A 23,867-nucleotide genomic window follows, 5' to 3' on the forward strand; every position below is an offset into this window, starting at 1 on the left:
CCCTGTTCGATGGCCGGGAATGAATGTTACTCAACCGCTGTGACGCAACCTTTCCTGACACGCCGAGCCTTTTGGGGGGGCGGCATCGCCCTCGCTGCCACTCCTGCGTGGGCCGCCGAACCACTCCACGATGTCACGTTTATCGACGACTTCGATGAATTGTGGCGGACGCTGGGGGAGCGTTACTGTTTTCTGGCCGACAAGCAGACTGACTGGGATCAGGTGCGCTCATTCTACCGGCCGATGGCCCTGGCTGCGAAAGACGATGCCGCTTTCACCAATGTCGTCCGGCGTGTCCTCGCGGAATTGTATGACGCGCACACGCATCTCTCTGATCCGCCTTACGGCGCGCCACGATGGCCGCTGTTCGATCTCCTTGCCGAGCGAACTGGAGGCATGGTTCGTATAGCTGCCATTGAAAGCGGTTCGGCGGCGGCTGATGCCGGATTAAAGATTGGTGATCGAATTATCGCGATCGACGGGCGACCGATCGAAACGGTCATCCAAGATTTGATGCCGAAATGCCTCGTAAAGCCCGACGCGGCAGCCGATGCCTACACCATCAACGTCGCGGTTGCGGGGTATCGGGGGAAGGCCCGCCTGTTGTCGGTGAGCTCGAAAGACGGCGCCTCCCGAACAGTCCAGCTTCCCATCAAGAAGAGGCCCGATTTGCCTGACGTTGAAAGCAGGATGCTTCCAGACGGCATCGGCTATATCGTTATCAGGAGCTTTTCCGACACCGCGACGGCTGATGCTTTCGACAAGGCATTGGAAAGTCTACAGGATGCTCCGGGTCTGATTATTGATGTTCGCGAAAACGGGGGTGGCGACACGGCCGTTGCCCGGCCGATCATGGGGCGATTCATTCGAGAACGGACAGCTTACGCCATCATGCGTAGGCGAGCCGGGGCAGGATTGAGCGCACCGTGGACCGAATATGTCGATCCGAAGGGCCCCTTTACCTACAGCAAGCCTGTTGTCGTGCTGACGAGCCATTGGAGCGGAAGCATGGCCGAGGGTTTCCCAATGGGTATGCGCGACATAGGCCGCGCGACGGTCGTTGGCACGAAAATGATGGGATTGGGAGCAGCCGTCTTTCCGATCAGACTGGATCGGACCGGCATAAAGGCACAATATTCGGGGGAACCCGTTTATGACACGAAGGATCGCCCACGTTGGCACTTCGTCCCGGACGTGGAAGTTGCGGACGGCAGTGACATTCTCGCTGCCGGAATAGCGGAGGTTAAAACGGCTATCAGCCGCAATTGAAATTATTCTCCTCTCATCTGACCATGACACGGGAGCGCCATTAATCCGTGGCGATGAGAGGCCGTCCACACCGGCACATGCAGGGATGGTGGCGACGCCTCCGACCTTGTCAAGGCGGGGCAATGCCGCCGGATCGGCTGTAAGAACGAACAGGTGCGAACCTTTCTCCATCTTGGATTGGCGCGCCGGAATGCCATCCTCGCTCAAATGAGACGCGAGGAGTTGGTTATGCCTCACGCTTTTGAAATCACTTATTACGCGCCTCCGCAAACACCCAAAAAAGTGAACGGGTTGATTTGGATCGTCGGCATCAATACCGCGCTTTGGGCGGCGATCGCCCTTGGAATATGGGCGTTATCGTGAACTGCAATAAGGCCCGGACCTCTTGCGAGTGCCGGGCCAGTTGATTGCAAGGGCTATATAGCCCTTCGGGTCGCATGTGCGGCGTACACGGTTTCGCTGCACCGCATCATGACAATAGCGATGGATCCTGAAACAAGTTCAGGATGACGACCTCTCTCGCGACACATCGCCAGTCCACCCTTCTCAGCCGATCTCAGCGCCGATTTGCAGCGCCCGGAAAGCGGCCGGACGGCTTTGCACTAACCTACGACCCGTTGGGTGATCGGCACGGCGACCAAGGTTGAATAGCCAACATTTTGCAGTTCGGTAGGGGAACATCCCCGTCCGGCCGGTCCGTCAAGGACCGGCCGGACGGGGTAAAGCGCCGTCAGGCGAAGGAGGCCTGGGTCAACAACTGTGCCTCCGTGTTGGCCAACGTGGCGAGGATGTCGCCGCTGCCGGTGTGGATGATCAGGCTGTCGGTGGCGGCCCCGCCGTTGGTGCCGGGGTTGCCCTGCGCGATCGTCACGTCCTCGAAGCTGATGCCGCCCGGCAGGCGCAAGTGGTCGGTGCCGATCTGGAAGTCGGTGACGAGGTCCGCCATCGACAGCGCCTGCCCGTCCGGCGCGTCGAGGACGAAGAGGTCCGCCCCGTCGCCGCCGGTCAGCACGTCGCGCCCGGCGCCGCCGATCAGGGTATCGTTGCCCGCAAGGCCGGAGAGGACGTCGTTGCCCTCGCCGCCGACGAGCAGGTCGTGCCCGGCGGTGCCGGTGAGGTGCAGGCTGTCGCTGACGAGGTGGCCCTCGGCGTCGAAGGTTTGCACGAACAGGCCCTCCTGCGCCGGGGCGGGCACGCGCACGTCGATCGTCGCGTCCACCGTGTGGTTGGCCGGGATGCCGCCCAGGATCAGCGAGATCTGCGCGTCATGGGTGCCGAGCCGGTCAAGGATCGTCTCGGGCACGCGGTAGACGCCGTCCGCGTCGGCGGTGAAGCCGGTGATGCGGATAATGCCGTTCACGGTCTCGGTGGCGCCCGGAATGTCGCTGAAGTAGAGCGAGTGAGGCTGGCCCGGGATGATCTGCAGCGTCACGCTGGTCGGGACGGCCCCGTGGGTATCGACGTGGAACGCCTCTGCCCGCAGTCCGGTGGTGCCGTCGGGCAGGCGCCCGGCATTGAGGCCGACACCGGTGACGGTGTCCCCTGTGGTGATCGACCGCTCGATCTGCTGCAGCGCCGAGTCCGGGTCGTAGACCACGTCGATGACGCCGTTCATGTAGAACAGGGACTCGCCCTGCAGACCCGACGCGACCAGCGTGAAGCGGTTGTCGACCGCGAACTTGTCGAGCATGTCCTGCGTGATGAAGACCATGCCGTTCTCGTCCGGGACGAGCGGCAATTGCAGCAGGAACCCGTCGTTGCCGGTGCCCGAGAGGAGGAAGCCGGCACTGGCCGGAACCCCGCCGAGGTAGATTTCGGTCGGTCGTCCCACGATGTTGTACAAGCTGCCCGCGCTGCCGCCGAGCGTGATCGAGGTGCCGTATTGCTCGGGCGAAACGCCGTAGCTCATCACGTAGCCGCCGTTTTCCAACGCCTGCAGGTCGAACGGCAGGTCTTCGTCCTGCAGCGCGGCGGCGGGCAGGCCCTCCAGCAGGGTGACGCCGCCCTGCCTGCTGCCGTCCGCCCCAAAGCGCTGCACGGCGACACCGTCTGCCTGACCGTCGTTGTCGGCATCCACCACCCAGTTGACGACATAGCCGCCATTGGTCAGCGGGGTGACGTGAACGGTGTTGTCGGTATCGTCGCCCGAGATCACCGCGCTGGCCGGGCCGTCGATCCGCTCGCCCGATCCGGGTAGCATCACCCCGTCGGCACCGAAGGTGTGGACGAACACGCCCTCCTGCGCCTCGGTGCCTGCGCGCACGCCCACGGTGCCGGTCAGGGTGCTGTTCGCGGCGAGGCCGCCAACGATCAACAGGGCCTGGAAGTCATGGCCGTAAGCCTGCGCCAGGATCGCGTCGGGCACCGCATAGTCGCCGTTCGCGTCCGGCTGCAGGTTGGGGATCGTGATCGTCCCGTTCGGCAGGCGCATCGCGCCGGGCACGCCGGTGATGTCGATGTAGCTGCCGCCCGCGATCGTGATCTGCATGGTCACGAATCCGGGCGCGCCGCTGGCGCTGTCGATGTGGAACACCTCGGAGCGAGTGCCCGGCAGGTTGAGCACGCCCACCCCGCTCGGCTGCACCGTAGCGGTGATCGAGGTATCGACGAGGTCGGCGTCGAGATCGAAGATCCGGTCCGCAGACGACACCGCGAAGGCGTAGACCTGCTGGTTCGAGGTGAGGCCGTTCGCCACCAGCGTCAGGCGGTTGTCGACCGCGAACTGGTCGAGGATGTCCTGCGTCACCGCGATCCGGCCGTCGACCGAAGGCATCACCGCAACGTTGATTAGCTCCCCGCTCTCGTTGAGGCCGCGCAGCACGTAGCGCGCGTTGGTTGCGAAAACATCCACCTGAATGCTCGACGGTACACCGATGATCAGCATCGAGGACGCCGCCTGCGACAGCGAGACATTGGTGCCGATCTGCTCCATCGAGAGCGAATAAGTCAGCACATGGCCGCCGTTCGCCAACGCCTGCAAGTCGTAGGAGCCGACTTCGTCGACCCGGTCGAGCAGCTGCTCGGTGATGCCCTGGAGCAGGGTGACGCTGCCCACCTTGATGCCGTCCGCGCCGAAGCGCTGGAAGGCGAGGCCGTCCGCATCGCCGTTGCCGTCGGCATCGACCACCCAGTTGACGGTATAGCCGCCATCGGGAAGCGCGGTGATCTTCGCCGCGCCGTCATCGTCGCCATCGCCGAGGAACGGGGCATTGCCGCCGTCCACCCGCTCGCCCACAGGGCCGGTGGCGACGCCGTCGGGGCCGAAGGTCTGGACGAACACGCCCTCGACCGTGGCGATCCCCTCGCGCACGCCCGCCGTCGCGCTGACGGTGGTGCCGGCGGTCAGGCCGGTGACCACGAAGACCGACTGGAACGAGCCGTATTCGAAGAACGTCAGCACCGCGTCGGGGATGCTGTAAGTGCCGTCCGCCCCGGCGGTCAGGGCCATCGTGAAGCTGCCGTTCGGCATCGCCGTCAACCCCGGGATGCTGGCGAAGTTGGCGATCGGCTGCGTAGTGAAGGGCGCGATGTCGATGGTCGAGGTGATCGTGACGACGACGGCGGCCGGGGTGCCGGTCACGCTGTCGAGGTGCAGCGTCTCGACCCGGCCCTCGGGACTACCGAGCACGGCGATGCCGCCCTGCTGCACGGTCGCGGTAAGGATGGCGGTATCGAGCGGCGCGGCGGTGTCGTAGATCGCGTCGACTTTCGCCTCGATCGCGATCATCACGTTCTGCTGCGCAGGCACGCCGCCGAGCTGCAGCGCGAGGCGGTTGTCGACCGCGAACTGGTCGAGGATCGCCTGCGTGATCTGGATACGTCCGCCCTCGACGGCGAGCATGACGGTGTGGACCGCTCCGCTGCCGTCGAGGCCCCTCAGCGCGAAAGTCGCACCGGCGGGGGCGTCGTAGACATAGATGTCGGTCGGCTCGCCTACGATCGGCGCGACCGGCGCCTGTCCGGAAAGCACGATGTTGCGGTACGAACTGTCCTGCGCCAGCGTGAAGGCGAGCGCATAGCCGCCGTTCGCAAGGGCCGTCAGGTCATAGGCGGAATCGTCGCCCGCATCGGCGATCAACTGCTCGGACACGCCCTGAAGCAGGGTGATGCCGCCGTCCTTGGCGCCGTCCGCCGCGAAGCGCTGGACCGCGATCGCGTCGGGGGTTTCGTCGTGATCGACATCGACCAGCCAGTGAACCACGAAGCCGCCGCCCGCGAGCGGGGTGATGCCGATCGTGCCGCCGTCGTCGTCGTCCAGAACCGGCGCGCCGAGACTGTCGATGCGCACGTCGGGTGCGACGATGGGCTGGACCGAATAGACATACTGCCCGGTCAGCGAGGGTGCGCTGGCGTTCCCGGCGGCATCGGTGGCCACCGCCGAGTAGTGCACCGCGCCTTCGCCCAGCTGCGCGAGGTCGGCGGCGCTGAGTGCCACGGTGAAGGCGGTGCCGCTGACGGCGGCCACTTTCGTCAGGGTCACGTCGCCATTGGTGAGCGTAAGAGTGACGGTGCTGCCCGCCTCGGTCGTGCCGGTGATGCTCGTGCCGTCCGCGCCGGTGATCGCGGTGATCAGCGTGCCCTCGGGCGTGGCGAGGCCGCTCGGCGCGGCGGGCGGGGCGGTGTCGAGCGTGACGACGGCGGGCAATGAGGCCGGGCCGACGACGCCTGCCGCACTGACGAACAGGGCAGTGAGCGACTTGGCGCCATCGGCACCCAGTTCGGCCACCGAGAGGGTGAAGCTGACCGTGCCGTTGACGCCTGCCGCCGGAATATCAGCGGCGGTGAGGACGATCGACTTCGCTTCCGCGCCGCCGATCATCAGCTTGAGCGTGTCGCCCGCCTTGGCGCCGCCGACCGGATCGAAAGCGACGGTGACGGTGACGCCGTCCGAAGCCTCGGCAGCCGAGATGCGGGCGCCGTCATCGACCACAGGACGCTCGGGCGGCGCGATCCAGCCATCCGCGGGTGACTGGGGCGGGGTGACGGTGCCCACTTCACCGGCGGCGGTATCGAGCTTGTCGGTGAGCGCGGCGCCTTCGTAGGCCGCCGGATCGACGGCTGCGCCGCCGCTGACCGCCGTGCCGGCCTGCGTGGCGAGGGTGTCCTGCGCGACGATCTGTGCGGCGATGGCGGCGCCCAGCGTGCTTACGGCGTCGCTGCCGCTGGCGCTCTGGACCGCACCGTTGACGCTGGCAAGCGCCTCGCCGATCGCACTCGCCTGCGTGCCGAGGGCGGTGCTGCCGGTGGTGGTCGCCGCGCTCTGGATCACCGCGCTGACGACGGCGGGGTCGGACAGATCGGTATGCCCCGCTGCGATCTGCGCGGCGATGCTCCGGATCGCGGCTTGCGAGCCCGCATTGGCGCCGCCCGCGACGCCTGCCGCCTCGCTCGCCGAAGCGATGACGGACAGGACGTTGGCGACCTGGATCGCCGCCTTCTGCGCGGCCACGGCATTGGCCAGCGTCGCCGCGTCGGTGGACGAGGCGATGGTGGCGAGTGGGTCGAAGCTGGTGAGGCTGACCGAGGCGTCGATGCCGAACGCGGCCTTCACTTGCGCCTCGGCGGCGGCAAGCTGCTGCGCGGTGGCATTGGCCGGGGCGAGCGCGGCGATCAGCGTGGTCAGCGGGGTCACCACGGTGGACCCGGCAGGCGCGACGAATACGCCCATAAACGCTTTCCCGGTCGCGATGTCGGTGGTGAGGTTGGTGCCGTTACCCGCGATCAGCGCGGTGGCGACGATCCGGCCGCCGCCCAGCAGGTCGGAGAAGTTACCCTGCGAATCCGTGACGGTGTAAGTCTCGGCGGTGAAGAGGCCGTCGCCGTTGGCATCGACGAACGCCTCGCCCGCATCGCGCACGCCGTTGTTGTTGGTGTCGGTGAAGCTCTCATGGTCCCACACGCCGTCGCCGTCCGCATCACGGAAGACGAGGGCATTGGCGAGGTAGCCGTCCACCACCTGGCCGCTCGTACCGGGATCGAAGGCGATGGCCAGCGGCGTCGCGGCACTCGAGGCATTGCCCGCCGCATCGGTGAAGGCCGCGCCCGCAACCGCGACGCTGATCGTGCCGGGCAGGGTCGCCGCGCCGGGGGTGAGGGTGGCGGTGTAGACCTTGGGGTCGCTCGCCGAGACGGTGAGCCCGCTGACGGTGCCGCCGGTCACGGTTATGTCGGAGGCGGTGAAGCCTGCGGGCACTTCGCTGAACGTGAAAGTCAGCGCGGTCGTGAGCGCACCGGTGAGCGCAGTGTCGGCGGCGGTGATCGCGACGGTCGGCGCGGTGGTGTCCACCGTGATGCTCAGTGCCGAAGAGGCAGCGCCGACGTTGCCCGCCGCGTCGGTCGCGGTTGCGGTGAGGTTGTGCGCACCCTGCGCCAGCGCCACGTCGATGCTGAAGGCGCCGCTGGCGTTCGCCTTGCCGGTGCCGACGGTGGTGGCGCCGTCCTTGATGGTCACGGTCGCGTTGGCTTCGGCGGTGCCGCTGATGGTGAGGCCCGAGGTCTGGCTGGTCACGCGGTCGGAATTCGAGGTGCCGGTGTCATCGGCTGCCGCAAGCGCCAGCGCGGTCGGCGCGGCGGGCGGGGTGGTGTCGGTCGGCGTCGGTGTCGGGGTAGGGGTGGAACCACCGCCACCGCCGCCCGCAGCCGCCGCGACGATGCCGCCGAGCGCTCCCGCACCGAGCAGGCCGTAGAGCAGTCCGTTGCCGCCGCCCGTCTCCGCTGCGGGAGCCGCCGCCGCGTCGGTCGCAGCAGGCGCCGCCGCGCCCGCCTCCGGCGCGTCCTGCATCGCCGCAAAGTAGGAATCGGGCGCCGAGACGCTGACCTCGCCGTCCTTGTGGACGACATTCGCATGATCGACGGTCAGTCCGGTCGCGTCATCGACCACGGTGACGACGGCGTCGGCATCGGCCGCCAGCACGTTGACGCCCTTGCGCAGCTTGATCGAGCGGATGGTCTTGCCGGACTTCGCGGAAATTCTCGCAACCAATGCCATCTGTAGTCACTCCATGCAAAACGGGTTGTTCGGGATGCGCGGCTCAGTGCTCTCTGAAGGCTTCCTCGATCTTCAGGACGGGCCGCAGGAAATAGTCGAAGACGGTGCGCCGACCGGTCAGGATGTCGACGCTGCCGGTCATGCCGGGGATGATGGTGAGCGGCCTGCCCTGATGGACGAGCCGCGACTGCCCGGTGCTAACGAGCACGCGGTAGAAGGTTTCCTCACCGCTCTTGCGGTCTTCGCGCAGGGTGTCGGGGCTGATGTTCTCGACCCGGCCCTTGAGCGATCCGTAGACGAGGTAATTGTAGGCCGCGAGCTTGACCGTCGCGTCCTGTCCGGGGCGGATGAAGGCGACGTCGGCGGGGCGGATCTTCGCCTCCACCAGCAGCACGTCGCGGAACGGCACGATCTCCATGACCTGTGCGCCTGGCTGGACCACGCCGCCGATGGTGGTGACCTGCACGTTCTTGACGGTGCCCTGCATCGGCGCGCGCAGCACCGTGCGCTCCACCGCGTCGCGGCGACCGGCGGCGACTTCGGAGACCTGCGCCAGTTCGCCTTCCATCTTGGACAGCTCGGTGCCAGCATCGGCGCGGTAGCGGTTGGTGCGCTCCGAGATCGCCGCCTGCGCCTCGTTGATCTGGCGGCGCAGGCGCAGCACATCGACCTCCGGGACGAGGCCGCGCGCGCTCATCGGCTCGGTGATCGCCAGCTCGCGGCGCATCAGCGCGATCGAGGCGGTCAGCGCAGCGACCGCCTGATCGACCGCCTGGCGGCGCACATTGTAGGTGTCGGTCTCGTAGCGGACGAGTTCGGCGTCCCCCGATATTTCCCCGGGGAAACGCAGCGGCTGCGCGCTCGCCTCGGCCCGCAGGCGCGCGGCCGCAGCGATGAGCGAGCGGCGGCGCTTCTCCATCTCGTTGAAAGAGGATTCGGCGCGCTTCGGATCGATCACGATCAGCGGCTGCCCGGCTTGTACGAGATCGCCTTCCCTGACCTTCACGGCCGAGACGATCCCGCCCTCCAGCGACTGGATGACCTGGATCTTGCCCGAGGGCACGATCTGCGCGGAGCCGGTGGTGACTTCCTCCAGCACCGCGAAGCGCGACCAGACGACGAGGCCGAATAGCGTCGTCAGCAGCACGACCGCGAAGATCAGCCATGCGGGGTGGCGATCATGGATCGTCGCCAGCGACAGAGGGGAGCGCAGGGCCCGGGTATCGGTCATGACGCGGTCCTCACCTTGCCGTCGGAGAGCGCCTGCACCACCGCGTCGCGCGGTCCGTCGGCGACCACGCGCCCGGCATCCATCACGATCAGCCGGTCCACCAGCGGCAGGATCGAGTGCTTGTGGGTGACGATGACGAAGCCCGCGCCTTTGTCTCCCAGCGTGGCAAGAGTGCGCAGCATCTCGGCCTCGGTCTGCTGGTCCATGGCCGAGGTCGGCTCGTCAAGCAGGTACATCGGCGCCCCGGTCATCAGCGCGCGGGCGAGGGCGACGGCCTGCCGCTGCCCGCCCGAAAGCGTGTCGCCCCGCTCGCCCACGCCCCGATCGAAGCCGAGCGGATGCGCGGCGGCGAGTGCGGTGACGCCGGTGGCCCGCGCCACTTCCAGCATCCGTGCGTCGCCGGTGTCGGGCGCGGCCATCAGCATGTTCTCACGCAGCGAGCCATGGAACAGCCGCGCGTCCTGCCCGACCAGCAGCAGGGCGGCGCGGATGTCGGCAGGCTCGATCGCGGTCATGTCGACGCCGTCGAGGAAAGCCTGCCCCTCCTGCGGCCGATAGAGCGCGGCCAGCACCCGCAGCAGAGTGGACTTGCCGCTGCCGATGCGGCCGAGAATGGCGATTTTCTCGCCCGGTGCGATCTTGAGCGAGACACCGTCGAGCGCGGGCCTTGCGTCCTTCTCGTAGGCGAAGCTGACGCCGCGCAGTTCGATTTCGCCGCGCCATGCATCGCTGGAAAGCAGCCGGCGCGCCGGGTCGCGGTCCACCGGCAGGGCCATGATCCGGTTGAGGCTGGCGAGCGCCGAGCGCACCTGCTGGAAGCGCACCGCCAGCGAGGACAGCGTCACCAGCGGCGCCAGCGCGCGCGAATTGAGCTGCACGCAGGCGACCAGCGCGCCCGCCGTCGCCTCGCCGGTGCTGGCGAGGTAGACGCCCCAGGCCAGCATCAGCGCCGCCGCCGTCTGCTGCAACGCCACGGTCACGTTGGTGACGAGATTGGACCAGTGCTGGCTCGTCATCGCGCGTTCGGCGATGTAGCCGCTCGACATCTCGTGGCGGCGGCGCATGCGGCCCTCGGCGCGCAGGGCTTTCAGGGTTTCGAGGCCCTCGAGGCTCTCGATAACGGTGCCGTGGCGCACGGCGGCTTCGCGCAGGTTCTCGTTCGCGAGGCGCGACATGGGGATCTGCACGAAGAGCGAGAGCGCCATGACGACAAGGAAGGCGAGCAGCGGCACCGCCACCAGCTTGCCCCCGATCAGCGCGCAGACGCCAAGGAACAGCAGCGCGAAGGGCAGGTCGGCGATCGCGACCAAAGTGCCCGAGGTGACGAAGCCGCGCACGGATTCGAACTCCTTCAGCACATTGGCGAAGGCGCCCGAGGACTGCGCCCGCGCTTCCATCCGCGTCGCCAGCACGCGGGAAAACACCGCATCGCCCAGCACAAGGTCGATCTTCTTGCCCGCACTGTCGAGCGCCGCGCCGCGTACGCTGCGGGCCACGAACTCGAACACCAGCGCAAGGCCCACGCCCGCCAGCAGCGACCACAAGGTCACGAAGGCGAGGTTGGGCAGGATGCGGTCGTAGACGGTCATCATGAAGATGATCCCGCCCAGCGAGAGCAGGTTGATGACCGCCGAAAGCGCGGCGGCCTCGTAGTAATAGCGCCGGTGTCGCCAGAGGACCGGCCAGAACCAGCCCTTGCCCGAACCCTCGACGAGATCGTCCGCGCGCGAGTCTGCGGAGCGGGCCGGGGCGAAAGCGATGCAGCGGCCGAGGCTGTCAGCCGTCAGCCTTTGCCCGTCGGCTGTTGTGAAACCGCCATCAGTTAGGCCGGTCAGGACAACGGCACCGTCATCGGTCAGCGCCAGCGCGGGCAGCAGGTCGGTATCGAGCGCCGCGGCAGGCACCCAGCTTGCCTCGATGCCGAGTTCTGACAGCCCGCGCAGCACTTCGGCTTCCGCCTGTGCGCCACGCAAGTTCGCCTTGAGCACTGCCTCGCTTGTGGCGATGCCGCGCAAGCGGAGGCATTCGGCCATGACGCGCGCCAGCGGGGTATCGGTGGTGGCCTGGCTCATGTCGTTCATGGCTGCGGTCCCTGCGTTCCGGGGGGCAGGCGCCTGCCGTCGTCACCTTCCACTACGGCGGGATAGATGCGGCCGAGCACGCCCATCAGCTGGTACTGCGTCTGGGCGATGTCGTAGCGTTCGTTGATGAGCTGGGCGCGCACGTTGAAGCGTTCGAGGTCATAGCTCAGCAGGTCGAGGATCGAGCGGCGCCCGATGCGGAACTGTTCGAAGACGACTTCGCGCGCTTGGTCAGCACGATCGACGAGGTTCTCCATCGAGGGCAGGCGCTCGGTGCGCTGGGCCTGGAAGATCCACAGCCGCCGCGCCTGCTCGCCGAGCGACACGCGGGTCAGTTCGGCATTGGAGCGCGCGGATTCGAGTGTCGCCCTGGCGGATTCGTGCCGCGATCGCCCGCCGCCGCTGTCGAAGGGCACCATGCTGGCGTTGAGGCGGAAAGCGAAGGCGTTGAACAGCCGGGTATCGCCTTGCGAGGAAATGTCGGAAGTCCGCGCGCCCTCCAGCGCCAGGCTCGGCATCCACCAGTTCTTCGTGCCGCGCACGGTCTCGGCGTTCTCGGCGACTTCGAGGTCGGCGATGCGCACCGCCGGGCTGACGGGAACGAGCCCCTGCGCATCCTCGGCATTGCGCGGAAGGAAGGCGGCTATGTCAGGAATACCGCCGGTGGGTTCGACCGGAAGCGCGGAAATCTCGCGGATGCGGGCGCGGGCTTCGGCCAGCGAAATCTCGCGCGTCTGCTGCGTGGTGACGGCCTGCTGCAGCCGCGATTCGACCATCACGACGTCGGAAGCGCGGCCCCGGTCGTACTGCGCGATCTCCACCACCAGCTTGTCGAGCGTCTGCAGCGCCGACACCTGCTGCCAGCTGACGAAAGCGAGGTCGGACGCGCGGGCATAGTCGATCCACGCCTGCGCGAGCTGGAAGGAAATATCGGCAAGGACGCTCTGTTCCTGCACGCCAAGCAGGTCGACGCGCAGCTTGCGGCGACGGATTTCCGCGGGCGTGCGGCCGCCGTCGAAGACCAGCTGGCTGACCTTGGCTTCGGGCAGGACGGTGAAGCCGCTGTTGCCGCCCACGGTCTGCCACCCGGCGTTCGTCTCCACGCCGACTTGCGGGCGATAGGCCGAGCGCGCTGCCGAGACATCCGCCCGGCCGCCACGCGACAGCTGCTGCGCCGCAACGATACGCGGGTGCCCCTGCGCCATGCGGCCGAGCACTTCGCCAAATGTTTCCGCATCGGCCGGACACGCCTGAAGCGCCAGTGCCGCCAGCACCATACACCTCTGCCCCCGGCCCGGGATCCACGATCCCGCACCCCCAATTCGCACCTTCCGACTGACCCCTTCGCCCCCGAAACCGCGCTCGGGGAATATGAATTCCCGAGCCCGGCAAGGTCTTTCGACTGACGCTGCGTTACCCGACCGCAGCCGCCGCGCAATACCATGATCGTGGTATGCTGCCAGAAATAAAGCCGCCAATTCGGCTGTTTACGCAGAAAAATGAACACCTTTTAACCGTCTTGCACTATCTCTTCGTCAACGTGGTTAAGTCAGAGCCCGTAGAAGCAGGGCTGCAAACGCCATGATCGCACCGGCGGTCACCGGGCCAGCGCCCGGTACCGTGCAAAGGCGGCAAAGCCCGACGCTGACCGCCATGGCTTCCCGTAGTCTGAGTGAAAGCTCCTCGATCTTCGCGGACAGGTTGTCGATATGCTCGAGGTAGAGGCCTGCGATCTCCCGGATACTGGGAGGCACGTCGACATCCTCGTCGTCCATGGCTGCGCGGATTTCCTTCAGATGAGGAACCCCTTGGGGAAATACCAGGCCGAACTCGGCCAAGTGTCCTCGTAGCGCGTTGATAATCTGTGTTCGCTGGCTCATAAAACATTGATGGGTGCGATAGGCCACAACTCGCGCTTGATGCTCTGCGCTTTTGACCGCAACGAATTGCAGGTTCGGGCGTACGGCAGCTTCGGCAATGGCCGCCGCGTCTGCCGCGTCGTTCTTCAGCCTCTTCACGAAAGGCTTCACGTAAATTGGCGGGATCAGCCGAACCTCATGACCTTCTGCGCCGGCAAATCTGCCCCAGTAATGGCTCGTCGCGCACCCTTCCATGGCAACGATACAGCAGGGATGCTCCTTGAGTAGTGCCTCCAGTTTGGGCCGCGAGATCGTCCGGTTATATAGAACCTACCCTGCTCGATCAGTCGCGCAGACTTGGAAGCTGCGCTTCGCCAGGTCGATCGACAGCATGTGTGCATTCGCCATATGCTCTCCTTCGGGCACCGCCATGGCGCCATTGAGTATCATACGATGCCCGGTGAAGGGAGGCATCCACCGCATCAGTTCAGTGCCTAGAAGACCCACTGAGTTAACTGGCCTAATCTAAGATTTTTTTGGACTATCGCCACGGGTTTGCGCCGGCCCTGCGTCAGGTGACGTAGGCCATCCCTTAGGAAGGCACGATGTTCGTGTCGGCCGTACCTGCTGCAAACAACCGCCGCCTAATACCCGGTCATGACCACCCCCGGCGACAAGCTACTCCGACAGGCTGCGCCTGAATGAGTTAAATGCGTATTCGCTCAACCTGAGCTTCAAATTCGCAGACCTCCGTCTTGAGTTTCGAGCCTGCTTACAAGGCCGCGACCTCAGGGGGTTTCCTATGCACATCCGACATCTGATCCTGGCTACCGCCGCCGCCATCGCCTTTGGGCTGCCTTTTTGCTCTTACGCTCAAGACGCCTCACGTCCCCCCGACCGTCATACCTACGACCTTAGCGGCCAGCCACTTGGAGAAGCTCTTCGTTCCGTCGCACGTGTGAACGACCGCCAGTTGGTCGCCGATCCTTCCATCCTTGCAGGCAGGAAAGCGCCTTACCTGAAGGGCGAATATACTTTCGACGAGGCGATACGATTCCTTCTTAACGGCAGCGGCCTCGAGGTCGAGTTTTTGGGGTCGACCATCATCATTCGGAGCGCTTCCCCCCTCAAATCCGCCATAGCCCAGCAAGATGGCGATATCGAGGTCACCGGATCCCGCATCCGCGGCACGCAAAGCATTTCTCCGATGGTGAAGCTCACGGCTGATGAAATGCGCCAAGGCGGCATCACAACCTTGGCAGATGCCATCCGCACCATTCCGCAAAACTTCAACGGCGGCCAGAACCCCGGCATCGGCCTGGGCGTTCCTGAGAGCCGAGGCTCCTACATCGGCGGCGGCACCGGCCTCAACCTGCGTGGCCTTGGCTCCGACGCCACGTTGACGCTGCTGAATGGACACCGCTTGGCCTATAGCGGCCTGCAGCAGAGCGTGGATATTTCGGCGATCCCGTTTATGGCAATCGACCGCATCGAGGTGATGACCGATGGCGCCTCCGCCATCTATGGATCGGACGCCGTGGCCGGCGTGGCGAATGTGGTCCTCCGCAAGTCCTATGAGGGCATCATGACCTCGGGCAAATGGTCGGCATCGACCGCTGGTGGCAATGAACGCCAGCAATATGGTGCACTGGCGGGCCACGTCTGGTCATCCGGCAACGTCATGCTGGCAATGGACTGGCAAAAGGCGACACCGATACTGGCACGCCAGCGCAGCTACGCATCCGAGCGAGCGCCCGGCCTCGTTCTGTCGCCCTCGCTCCGAAATCTGAGCTTTCTTATCAATGCTCGCCAGGAAATCATCGATAATGTCGAGGTTCGTCTCGACGGCATCTACAGCGAGCGCTCCTCGCTCATGCGTTACGCGACTACTTCCGATGGCGACTATCGTGCTTACGGCGGCGAACTGGAGAACGGCGGTTCCTCGTTGTCAATTGCGCCATCGATACTGATCCGACCCAGCAGCGACTGGCAGATCGAACTCTCGACCTTGTACAGCAAGGATCGGGCAAAATATCGCACTGCGAGTTTCGCACTTGGCGAGATCGATAGCCTCACGATCGGATGCTACTGCAACGAAGCCTGGTCGAGCGATCTGCAGGCCAATGGAACGCTGTTCGAATTGCCGGCCGGGTCGGTCCAGGCGGCTATCGGGGGTGGGTATCGAAACAGCTACCTCCACGGATATCGCACTGCAGGTGCCCCTCGAACGATCAAGGCATCGCAGGACAATTACTATGCTTTCTCCGAGATCCGCATCCCCCTCGCATCGCCTGAGCAGGGTATGCCATGGCTGCACCGCGCCGAACTGAACGCCGCTGGCCGTTATGAAAACTATCCCGGGACCGGCGATGTTTTCACGCCGAAGATATCCGCATTGCTCGCGCCCAATCCGGATATCGACTTCAAGGCATCCTGGGGCAGGTCATTTCGCGCGCCTACGCTCTACATGCGCTACAATGCGCCTGCGGTCGCCTTCATGCCTGCGTTGTATTACGGTGCGGGAGCGACGTCGAACGAGGACATTCTGCTAGTTTCAGGGGGCAATCCCGATCTCAAACCCGAGCGGGCAACGAGTTGGACTGCATCAATCGCGCTGCATCCCTCCTGGCTCGAAAACGCCCGGATCGAGGTAAGCTATTTCAATGTCGCTTACCGTGATCGGATAGCCCAGCCGATAACGCTGACCCGGCAGGCCCTGAGCGATCCGGCTTATGCGGACTTCGTCACACGAAATCCTTCCTTGGCGGCCGTAACTGCGGCCGTCGAGGGCAGCGTTTTCAGCAACGGTACCGGCAGACCATATGACCCGGAGCTCGTCTCCGCGATCATCTACAATGCCAACCGCAACGTCTCGCGCCAGAACATTAAAGGGGTCGACATTCAGGCAGAATATACTGTGTCACTTGCCTCGTGGGGCTCGCTACGCCTGAGCGGCAATGCCAGCTATCTAGACAGCGACCAGCGGGTCAGCGCGCTCCAACAAAAGCAGGACCTTTCTGGCTATATCTTCAACCCGCCTCATTTCCAGGGCCGGGGAGGCGCGTCGTGGAGCATCGATGAATCGACGATTGCCGCGTTCGTCAATCATGCCGGTGGCCTCAAGGACAGCCGTGTCACGCCCATCACGCGCATAAGCGCAATGACGACGATCGACCTGTCTGCTTCCACGCGGATAGTCTCCGGACCGGCCCCACTGCGAAACCTTGAACTTATGCTGTCCGCGCAGAACCTGTTCAACCAGCACCCTCCGCTTCGTCGCAATACGGCAGTATATGAACAGCCATATGATCCCACCAACGCCTCCCCTGCCGGACGGGTCATCAGCCTTTCGCTGCGAAAGGAATGGTAATGGGTATCCGGACTATCCGCCTCGTTACGCTTTCCTGTCTCTCTGCCGTCGCTTCGATACCGTCGGCCGCATATTCGGCGTGCAATCCGATGGAGACCGCAGCCAGGCCAGAAAGACCTGCGAAGCGTCCCATCACTGTCAGCGACATGCTGGGAATTCGCAACATCGGATCCAGCGAGCGCGGGGAAGAAAGCAGGATCTTTGCGATCTCGCCGGAACGCAGCCACATTGCCTTTTTCGTCACGCAAGCGGACGTTGCCGGCAACACCATATGTCGCGCGCTCGTTTCCATGCCGCTCCAGCCCGGTGCGACGCCGCAAGTTCTTGATGTTGGCGGTCAGCCCATATTTGAAGACGTGGCAGTGCGCGGGCTCCAGACAGACTACGGATATCCCGCCGAGGACATCCCGGTGTGGTCTCCGGACGGGCAATGGCTAGCCTATCGGAAGCGCGAAGAAGGCGTGACCGAGTTGTGGCGCGTTCGCGTCGATGGCACGCAGGCAGCAAGAGTGGCCCGTTTGCCTGCCGATGTCGCGGCAGTTGCCTGGACCTCCGATGGCAAGCGCCTGATAGCAGCAATGTTCGCAGAAATAGCCGAGGCCAAAGAACGGCGCGATTTCGAAGGCCTATCCGGCTATCGCTATGATGACAGGTTCGTTCCGTATAACGACACGATCCCGAGCGTGGAAATGTCTGGCCGTCTCGATTTCGTTAAGGTCTCGCCGGAGACCGGCGCTGTCGTTCCCGCCTCAGCGGACGAGGCCAGGCTCGTGCAAACGACCGCGCTGCCGACATCTGACGAGGAACTCCTTCGAACTGCTCGAAATCCCCAGAACGAAACTCTGGAAACCCGGCTCCGAGACCCGGAGCAGCTTTTCAAACGGTTCGATCTTTGGGCAAGACTAAAGAACGGCCGCGACATTCGATGCACGGCGGTCCAGTGTTCGGGCTCAGTCTTTGATCCAATAAATCGGATCTGGTGGTCACGCGACGGTAGGGACGCGCTCATTCTTCGGCGTGATGGATGGGGAGCATCGGAAACTGCCCTGTTCAGGTGGTCACCTCACCAAAGTAGTTTCCAGAAAATCTTCCGGACCTCGGATCTCCTCGCTGGCTGCGAGATGGTCAAGGAAGGACTCATCTGCGGGCGCGAAAGTTCCGGCTACCCTCGAAGGCTCGTGAACATTGACACGCGAAGCGGAGAAAGTACCGTTTTGTGGGACCCGAATCCCACCTTCGCAAAGATCGAAAAGGGCCGGGTCACCAGGCTTCACTGGAGAAACGAGTTCGGTGCCGAGAACTTCGGGGATCTCGTAGTCCCGCCCGGCAGAAGAAACGGAGAGGCCATCCCTTTAGTTGTAGTCCAGTACAATACGCGCGGGTTCCTACGCGGAGGCACAGGTGACGAGTACCCAATATGGCTGTTCGCACAACGGGGATTTGCAGTTCTCAGTGTTCAGAAATCGCGATCGTACATCAGCCAAGTTCCGGATTCCGCTTTAAGCGACTGGGCGGTCGCCCATGCTCAGGCTTACACAGAATACAAAGAGCAACGAAATCAGGTATCGTCCATAACCGCCGGAGTCGAGAAGGCGATTTCCATGGGAATCGCCGATTCCGAGCGCATCGGTATCACCGGTTTGAGTGCGGGATCGTCTACCGCGATCTATGCGCTTCTAAACACGTCCATGTTCTCGGCTGCTGCGCTCAGTTCGATGGGAATCGATCCGGATTCGATGGTTTACGGTGGGGCGAGGCTGCGCAATTTTCGCATTAAGGAAGGGTATCCGACAGTGGCTAAGGAAAACCCCTCATTCTGGCGGCACACGGCGCTCGCAGTTAATGCCGATCGATTCCAGACGCCACTTCTCATGCAACTTGGTTCGCGAGAATCCTTACTCGGGATCGAAGCGTTCGAGGCGCTACGCGCGCATCACCGTCCGGTGGAGATGTTTGTCTTCGCCAACGAAGGCCACCTGAAATGGCAACCCGCGCACCGAGCGGCCATCTACGAACGAAACCTCGACTGGTTTGACTTCTGGCTGAAAAACAAGATCGACCCTGCAAAAGCAAAGATCGAGCAGTACCGCGCATGGCAAGGCCTTCGCGAAGAGGCGACATCTGACCTCAAAGCAGGGACTTGATGTCTGCTGATGCCTGGCTGCGCCCGCTCCACGCACGCAGCCAGGCCTCGACATCCACAATCGTCATGATGCGATTGAATTCGGGTGTATCATGCAGACGCTCATGGCCGAGGGCAACATGGATGGAATTCATGTCAAGCATGCCATGCGTTGCAAGCATTCCCTCGCTCAGCATGTCCCGGATTTGTGCCCTGCGGGTTTCGAAAATCTTGGCTGCGAAGCCATCGGGAGTTCCCTTGGAGCGCCGGGTTACTATCTGCTGCGGCAGGATGTCAGTGAAGGCAGCTCGCGCCACCGAGCGATTACGTCCACCTTGGAACCACATCCAGGTCGGCACGCGAAGGCACGTCTCAATCACCGGCTGACTCAAGAGCGGCCAAAGTGTCGGCAGCGTTCGGGCCTCTCCATGCCCTTCAATATGGTTCTGGACGTGCATGACCCAAGCAATGTGTGCCGCCTTCCCAGGGAGCGTGCCTGGTGGTGCATCAAGCCAGGGATGATGCGCTACTGCTCCCAGACCTGCAGCGCCAGGAGCCAGATAGCTCGAAGTCTCTGGCCAGACATAACCGTGCCGGGAGGACATCTGACGCCTTAATGAACGCCGGAACACCTCCCAGACGCTCACACCGGCGACCATGCTTACATCGATAGCCGTCTTGGCCAGCCCTCGGCTGAGACCCTCGACACGATACCGGTCAACCACTGGAAGCACGTTATGCATGAGGCAAAAGACATTGTCTCCTCCTCCTCCGCTGAAGAAGGCGTCGGCGTGGCGCGCGTCCGCCAGTTCTTGGAAGAGAGCGTTTGTCGATTGCGCAAAGGCCCTGGCGGTGGGCCGGGGTAAGTGAGCCGCCTTCGATATAGTCAAATCAACAAGATCCAGACTTTCAAAGCATGCATGGAGATCACGGCCTATCGCGGTTGCAATGACGCTGGCATAGGCTCGTTCGTCACCGCGCGGGTCCTGGGTAACCATTGTCGCAAGGGTCACGTCGACCTCGCACTCCGAGAGGCAAGCCGCCACGATTGAAGAGTCCAAGCCACCGCTAACGCCCAGAACCGACCGCCGTGTTTCGCGCGCAAGCGCGCGCACCGCGCTTCTGACTGTCTGCCCCACTGCGACAACAGCATCTTCATAGCGCGTGAATTGCCTCTCGCGACCTGCAAAGGACCACGGAGACCAGACGCAGGCGGGTTTCTCATTCGACCTCCCCAGCCTGAAAACTTGGCTCGCCAAAAGTTCCTTCACGTCGGCGAGGCAGGTTTGCGCGGCCCTTAGTCCAACTCTTCGCAGGTGCGCATCGATGCCTGTCCAGTCGATTGCAGCACTCGCGAGGCCCAGCTGGACCAGGAGGTCGGCATCGGAACTGAATGCCGTGATCTTTGGGCCCGAGGTAAAATAGCACGGCAGGGCGCCCGATGGGTCGCGCATAACGTCAATGTCGCCGCCCGTCACGTCGACGCAAACCGCGAGGTAGCTGCCCCAGACCAGTTCGGGAAGAACCGCGGCGCCGCCAATACCGACACACGCTTGCTGCGCTTCGGACAGCCGCGTTATCCTCGCGCCATCGGGCGCGAACATCGTGCCGAGCAGGAAGCCGCCGCTTGCTATTTCGACGACAGCTGAAGGTGTATCGGTGAATAGCGCAATACGGGAGGACGACGCCACCGCCACGAACTCGTCGCCAAGCTTCGCCAGCCTCTTGGTTACGGCGTCAACCAGTGACGACGGCGGTGCACCCGCCAGAAGAAGGTAGCGTACCATCAGATCACGAGAATCGGCTTGAAGGCGCGAACCTCATCCAGACTATCGTTCAAGACGGTCGTACCCGCCTGCGCCCAGCAATGGGCTTTGAACGGATTGCGCATCACGCCGATTACGAGATCGCAGGCAAAGCCCGTGGCCAGCAGTTCTCCGACCAACGCCACGGACCTTGCAAGGCAGCGCCCATGAGCAGGCAGGAACATGCCGGACCAGTAGTGCGCGGTCAGGCGGTGACAGGGGAGCAGCTGGGATTCACGCGGAACGAGCGTGGCCTTACGCTGCTGGATTTGCAGCACAACCTCACAAAGGGGTTGTGCACGTAACCGTGACCCGGCCGAGACAATCCGTGCAGCACTGCGCACAGCAGGCATCCAAACGCGGCTCGGTAGAGTGTCGAGCCAGCTGGTCTCGACCACGGCGCATGGTTCACACAACTGCGCACGGATGCGGTCATGACCAACCGGCAGCAGCCCACGTTCGATCAGCGGCCGCAGCATCCAGGAGTCGCGTTCGCTCAGCTCCGCCCCTGTACATATCCGCTCGAGCGCAGCGCTGCTGGCGACACCGGCCGCAACATAGTGGTCGTTAGCGAGATCCAGAAAGATCGCCTGACCATCCACAAACGTGAAACTCACCGCTGGCAACATCAGCGTACTCCGGGAAAAGACAGCAAGGTGCTGGCTGTAATCAGTCGTCATGCATTCCGTAGGGATAGCCGGTCCCGACGAATTCAATGAACGGCCCAGGAGGACCTTTCGTGCAGGCAATTACCGAACCCAGTTCGATGATCTCATTGGCCGAAGCTTTGTTGACGCCCATTTCGTGATCCTTTCGGAGTGAGCAGATGCCGGCGCGCGCAAGGGCGCGCGCCGGTCTTGGTCACTCGTCGGTAAGGCCGGTGGCGAGGCTCTTGCCGACGTTGTCGTCGATCACCCCGGGAGGCCCCTTGGTCTCGATGCTGGCCATCCCCAGTTCGATGACTTCGTCGAGCAGTTCGTCATTGCGATCCATGACAACTTCCTTTCTTCGAAACTGCACAATTGCAGCAACGAAGATGATGTGATCGGAAGTGCATATACCGAAGGTTATAAGCTCTCGTCTTCGTTAACGTGTACGTCTACCCGCACGTCACACGTCCAAGGTTCCCCCAACAGCGAGCGTCAACAAGCGGACCTGCTGCAACCGGCGGCGATGATACGACGAGATGGCGGCGGAAAGCCGGCGATGATCTTCCCCCGTCGCGAGATCGAGGAGTACGGCGAGTTCCTCGGCCGCACGCGGAAGGTGGTCGATTTCCTTTAGTCGCACCCGCCGCAAGCTTTCGCCTGCCGTTGCAATCGCATGTTCGAGATGGCGATTCGGTGCTGGAAAGCAGAGGTCTGAGAAGAACATCTCCGCCGTCGCCGCATAGGATTCCGGAGATTCAATCACGGACTCGCTATCAAACGCTATGGACCGCATCGTCAGCGGCCGGCGCGCCAACGCAAGCTTCATCAAATGCTCGTGCCAGAGATAAAGATCTCGTAATGAAGCAGGGGTAATATCCGGCAGCATGTACCCGATCTGGGTACCGGTAAGAAGCAGCCGCTCTCCAACCAGACGGTTCACACTGTCTCGTACGGGAGCGATGCTGACGTCGAAATCGCGTGCGATCCGAGTAATGACGATCTCGCTACCAGGACGATACAAACCACGCAGTATGTCTGAACGCAGCTGCGTGTATACGCGGTCGGTTGCGATGGCCAATGGTGCCAAGGTCAGTCCTCCAGATCAAGAGGCAGCGACGTGACGATGCAATTCATACGTGGCCCATTGATGCAGCGGACCCGAGTGCTCCCGCACAAACGGGAGACCTTTGCCGGCAGCGATCCGAATGTCGTTCTGGCTCAAGCACACACGGCAAATCACTGACCTGTTGACCGAAAGCTTGCCCCGCGCCTGTGCAGATCGTCAAGAAGATGATCCATTGCTGTCATGGCTCGAGGGCGAAGTGAAACCAGTGTTCTGCGATGATCCGCTTCGTCGTGCCCGCGTTCAACAAGGTCTTGTCGCTCAAGAGTCGCGGCCAGGCGATGAGAAGCCGCGGGAGAAAGCTGGGAGACCAAGGCCGACTGATAAAGCGCCCGGCCTTCCAAAGCCGCAAGGTACAGATCGAGAAGAATCTCCCATCGCGGACTCGCGAGCTGATTGCCATCGAAGATTTTCGTAATGAGCGCCTGTTCTGCCAGCAACAGGCGGCACAGCTCACCATGTTCAAGGCGCAAGGAATCTCGCGAAGGTCCATTGGCTGGCGGTTCCTGGTCATCGTCAGTCAAGGAATGAGCCCCACACCGACCATCTGATAGCATGACGCCGCATTTGCTTACGGCCCTTCGAGGTCGATGACCGGGCTGCGCGCAGTGGCAGGGCCGGGGCGCAGTTGACGCGCGACAGATGCCACATAGTAGTCGCCAATGCTGGCGATGCAGTGCTCGTCGAGATCACCGGGATCATCGAGAAGCAGTGCGAGAGGAAACTTCACCTCGTGCTCCATGAAGAGCAGCGGTACGAATAGATGCGATGCTCCAAGGCCAAGCGCGAATGCGCAGCGCAGATGGTTGTCGAATGTGGAACAGGGATTGCCTGCTTCTATCTCCCGCAACCACCGAACCCCTATTCCCGTACTGATGGAAAGTTGGCGCTGAGTAATATGTGAGTGCTTCCTTCGCTCTTCGATCAAACGCCCTGACACCTGTCTCACTTGCTCCAAACGTTCGGGCACCGGCGCGACAACTTTACTCAGTGCAGGCATGCACTACCCTCCTCATAAATCCGGTGTGAGCTCTCCCGCGCATATTTCCTTACAGAGTGATTTCAGTCCGGACAGTCGTCAAAGGGAATTCTTCTCAATCTGAGATGCAAACCATAGGCGCTCGCGGCATTTCCGAATCCATTTGGTTTCGGCAATGCTCTCACCAGGCACGGCCGCTTGGCGAACTCTTTTAAGACAGGAAAGCGAACGATCCAGTTCGCGTCTGGGCGCCCAGTACTCGTTGCGGTCTCAGGAATGCCGTATGAGGCTGCCGCAGTGCCTCTGGCGGCAGGCTCAGGACCTCCCCGCTTGATTGTCGCTCCTGACCATAGGCACCATTCCCATGTTGAATTCCTGAGTGGCGCCGCG

At 63.4% G+C, this 23,867-nt stretch carries 16 protein-coding genes; 5 read left to right on the top strand and 11 right to left on the bottom strand.

What is annotated here, in order from left to right; all coding sequences use genetic code 11:
* Positions 1–39: 39 nt before the first annotated feature.
* Together HWN72_RS26745 and HWN72_RS26750 are read left to right on the top strand one after the other, a co-directional pair.
* Positions 40–1,269 (top strand): S41 family peptidase, encoded by a 1,230-nt coding sequence (locus tag HWN72_RS26745; protein WP_211151834.1) that lies wholly within the window; start codon positions 40–42, stop codon positions 1,267–1,269.
* Positions 1,270–1,476: 207 nt separating this feature from the next.
* Positions 1,477–1,632: a hypothetical protein gene (locus tag HWN72_RS26750; RefSeq protein WP_156800060.1), complete on the top strand. Its 156-nt coding sequence runs from the start codon at positions 1,477–1,479 to the stop codon at positions 1,630–1,632.
* A 367-nt stretch (positions 1,633–1,999) separates the two neighbouring features.
* Here HWN72_RS26750 and HWN72_RS26755 read toward each other — a convergent pair whose 3' ends face one another.
* The 5 genes from HWN72_RS26755 to HWN72_RS26775 all read right to left on the bottom strand — a co-directional run bounded on the left by HWN72_RS26755 (position 2,000) and on the right by HWN72_RS26775 (position 13,740).
* Positions 2,000–8,257, bottom strand: coding sequence for an Ig-like domain-containing protein (locus HWN72_RS26755; RefSeq protein WP_211151835.1), 6,258 nt, complete (start codon positions 8,255–8,257; stop codon positions 2,000–2,002).
* A 43-nt stretch (positions 8,258–8,300) separates the two neighbouring features.
* Positions 8,301–9,488 (bottom strand): HlyD family type I secretion periplasmic adaptor subunit, encoded by a 1,188-nt coding sequence (locus HWN72_RS26760; protein ID WP_083274909.1) that lies wholly within the window; start codon positions 9,486–9,488, stop codon positions 8,301–8,303.
* Positions 9,485–11,569, bottom strand: a complete 2,085-nt coding sequence (locus HWN72_RS26765; RefSeq protein ID WP_069710136.1) for a type I secretion system permease/ATPase — start codon at positions 11,567–11,569, stop codon at positions 9,485–9,487. The genes HWN72_RS26760 and HWN72_RS26765 overlap by 4 nt, the downstream gene beginning before the upstream one ends.
* Positions 11,566–12,846, bottom strand: coding sequence for a TolC family protein (locus HWN72_RS26770; RefSeq protein ID WP_211151836.1), 1,281 nt, complete (start codon positions 12,844–12,846; stop codon positions 11,566–11,568). Before HWN72_RS26770 ends, HWN72_RS26765 begins: the two co-directional genes overlap by 4 nt.
* A gap of 267 nt (positions 12,847–13,113) precedes the next feature.
* Positions 13,114–13,740 (bottom strand): IS110 family transposase, encoded by a 627-nt coding sequence (locus HWN72_RS26775; RefSeq protein WP_156800061.1) that lies wholly within the window; start codon positions 13,738–13,740, stop codon positions 13,114–13,116.
* A gap of 490 nt (positions 13,741–14,230) precedes the next feature.
* Between HWN72_RS26775 and HWN72_RS26780 the strand changes: the two genes are divergently transcribed.
* Both HWN72_RS26780 and HWN72_RS26785 read left to right on the top strand, forming a co-directional pair.
* Positions 14,231–16,798, top strand: a complete 2,568-nt coding sequence (locus tag HWN72_RS26780) for a TonB-dependent receptor (RefSeq protein ID WP_211151837.1) — start codon at positions 14,231–14,233, stop codon at positions 16,796–16,798.
* 89 nt (positions 16,799–16,887) lie between these two features.
* Positions 16,888–18,942 (top strand): Atxe2 family lasso peptide isopeptidase, encoded by a 2,055-nt coding sequence (locus tag HWN72_RS26785; RefSeq protein WP_069710140.1) that lies wholly within the window; start codon positions 16,888–16,890, stop codon positions 18,940–18,942.
* Here HWN72_RS26785 and HWN72_RS26790 read toward each other — a convergent pair.
* The 5 genes from HWN72_RS26790 to HWN72_RS26805 all read right to left on the bottom strand — a co-directional run bounded on the left by HWN72_RS26790 (position 18,926) and on the right by HWN72_RS26805 (position 22,453).
* Positions 18,926–20,707, bottom strand: coding sequence for an asparagine synthase C-terminal domain-containing protein (locus HWN72_RS26790; protein ID WP_211151838.1), 1,782 nt, complete (start codon positions 20,705–20,707; stop codon positions 18,926–18,928). The genes HWN72_RS26785 and HWN72_RS26790 overlap by 17 nt on opposite strands.
* Positions 20,707–21,405 carry a lasso peptide biosynthesis B2 protein gene (locus HWN72_RS26795; protein WP_069710142.1) on the bottom strand — a complete coding sequence of 233 codons (699 nt, stop codon included), beginning with the start codon at positions 21,403–21,405 and terminating at the stop codon, positions 20,707–20,709. Before HWN72_RS26795 ends, HWN72_RS26790 begins: the two co-directional genes overlap by 1 nt.
* Complete coding sequence (locus HWN72_RS31680; RefSeq protein WP_256434636.1) at positions 21,395–21,526, bottom strand: hypothetical protein; 132 nt, start codon at positions 21,524–21,526, stop codon at positions 21,395–21,397. The genes HWN72_RS26795 and HWN72_RS31680 overlap by 11 nt, the downstream gene beginning before the upstream one ends.
* Before the next feature lie 60 nt (positions 21,527–21,586).
* Complete coding sequence (locus HWN72_RS26800) at positions 21,587–21,718, bottom strand: benenodin family lasso peptide (RefSeq protein ID WP_156800062.1); 132 nt, start codon at positions 21,716–21,718, stop codon at positions 21,587–21,589.
* 117 nt (positions 21,719–21,835) lie between these two features.
* On the bottom strand, positions 21,836–22,453 hold the full coding sequence (locus tag HWN72_RS26805) for a GntR family transcriptional regulator (RefSeq protein WP_211151839.1): 618 nt from the start codon (positions 22,451–22,453) through the stop codon (positions 21,836–21,838).
* A 263-nt stretch (positions 22,454–22,716) separates the two neighbouring features.
* Here HWN72_RS26805 and HWN72_RS26810 point away from each other — a divergent pair, with 263 nt between their 5' ends.
* On the top strand, positions 22,717–23,049 hold the full coding sequence (locus HWN72_RS26810; RefSeq protein ID WP_211151840.1) for a hypothetical protein: 333 nt from the start codon (positions 22,717–22,719) through the stop codon (positions 23,047–23,049).
* Between the two features lie 20 nt (positions 23,050–23,069).
* On the opposite strand, the gene HWN72_RS26815 is transcribed toward HWN72_RS26810, so the two are convergent.
* Positions 23,070–23,498 carry a transcriptional regulator gene (locus HWN72_RS26815; protein ID WP_211151841.1) on the bottom strand — a complete coding sequence of 143 codons (429 nt, stop codon included), beginning with the start codon at positions 23,496–23,498 and terminating at the stop codon, positions 23,070–23,072.
* Positions 23,499–23,867: the final 369 nt, after the last annotated feature.

The sequence above is a fragment of the Novosphingobium sp. HR1a genome, assembly GCF_015594425.1.
Taxonomy (GTDB): domain Bacteria; phylum Pseudomonadota; class Alphaproteobacteria; order Sphingomonadales; family Sphingomonadaceae; genus Novosphingobium; species Novosphingobium resinovorum_A.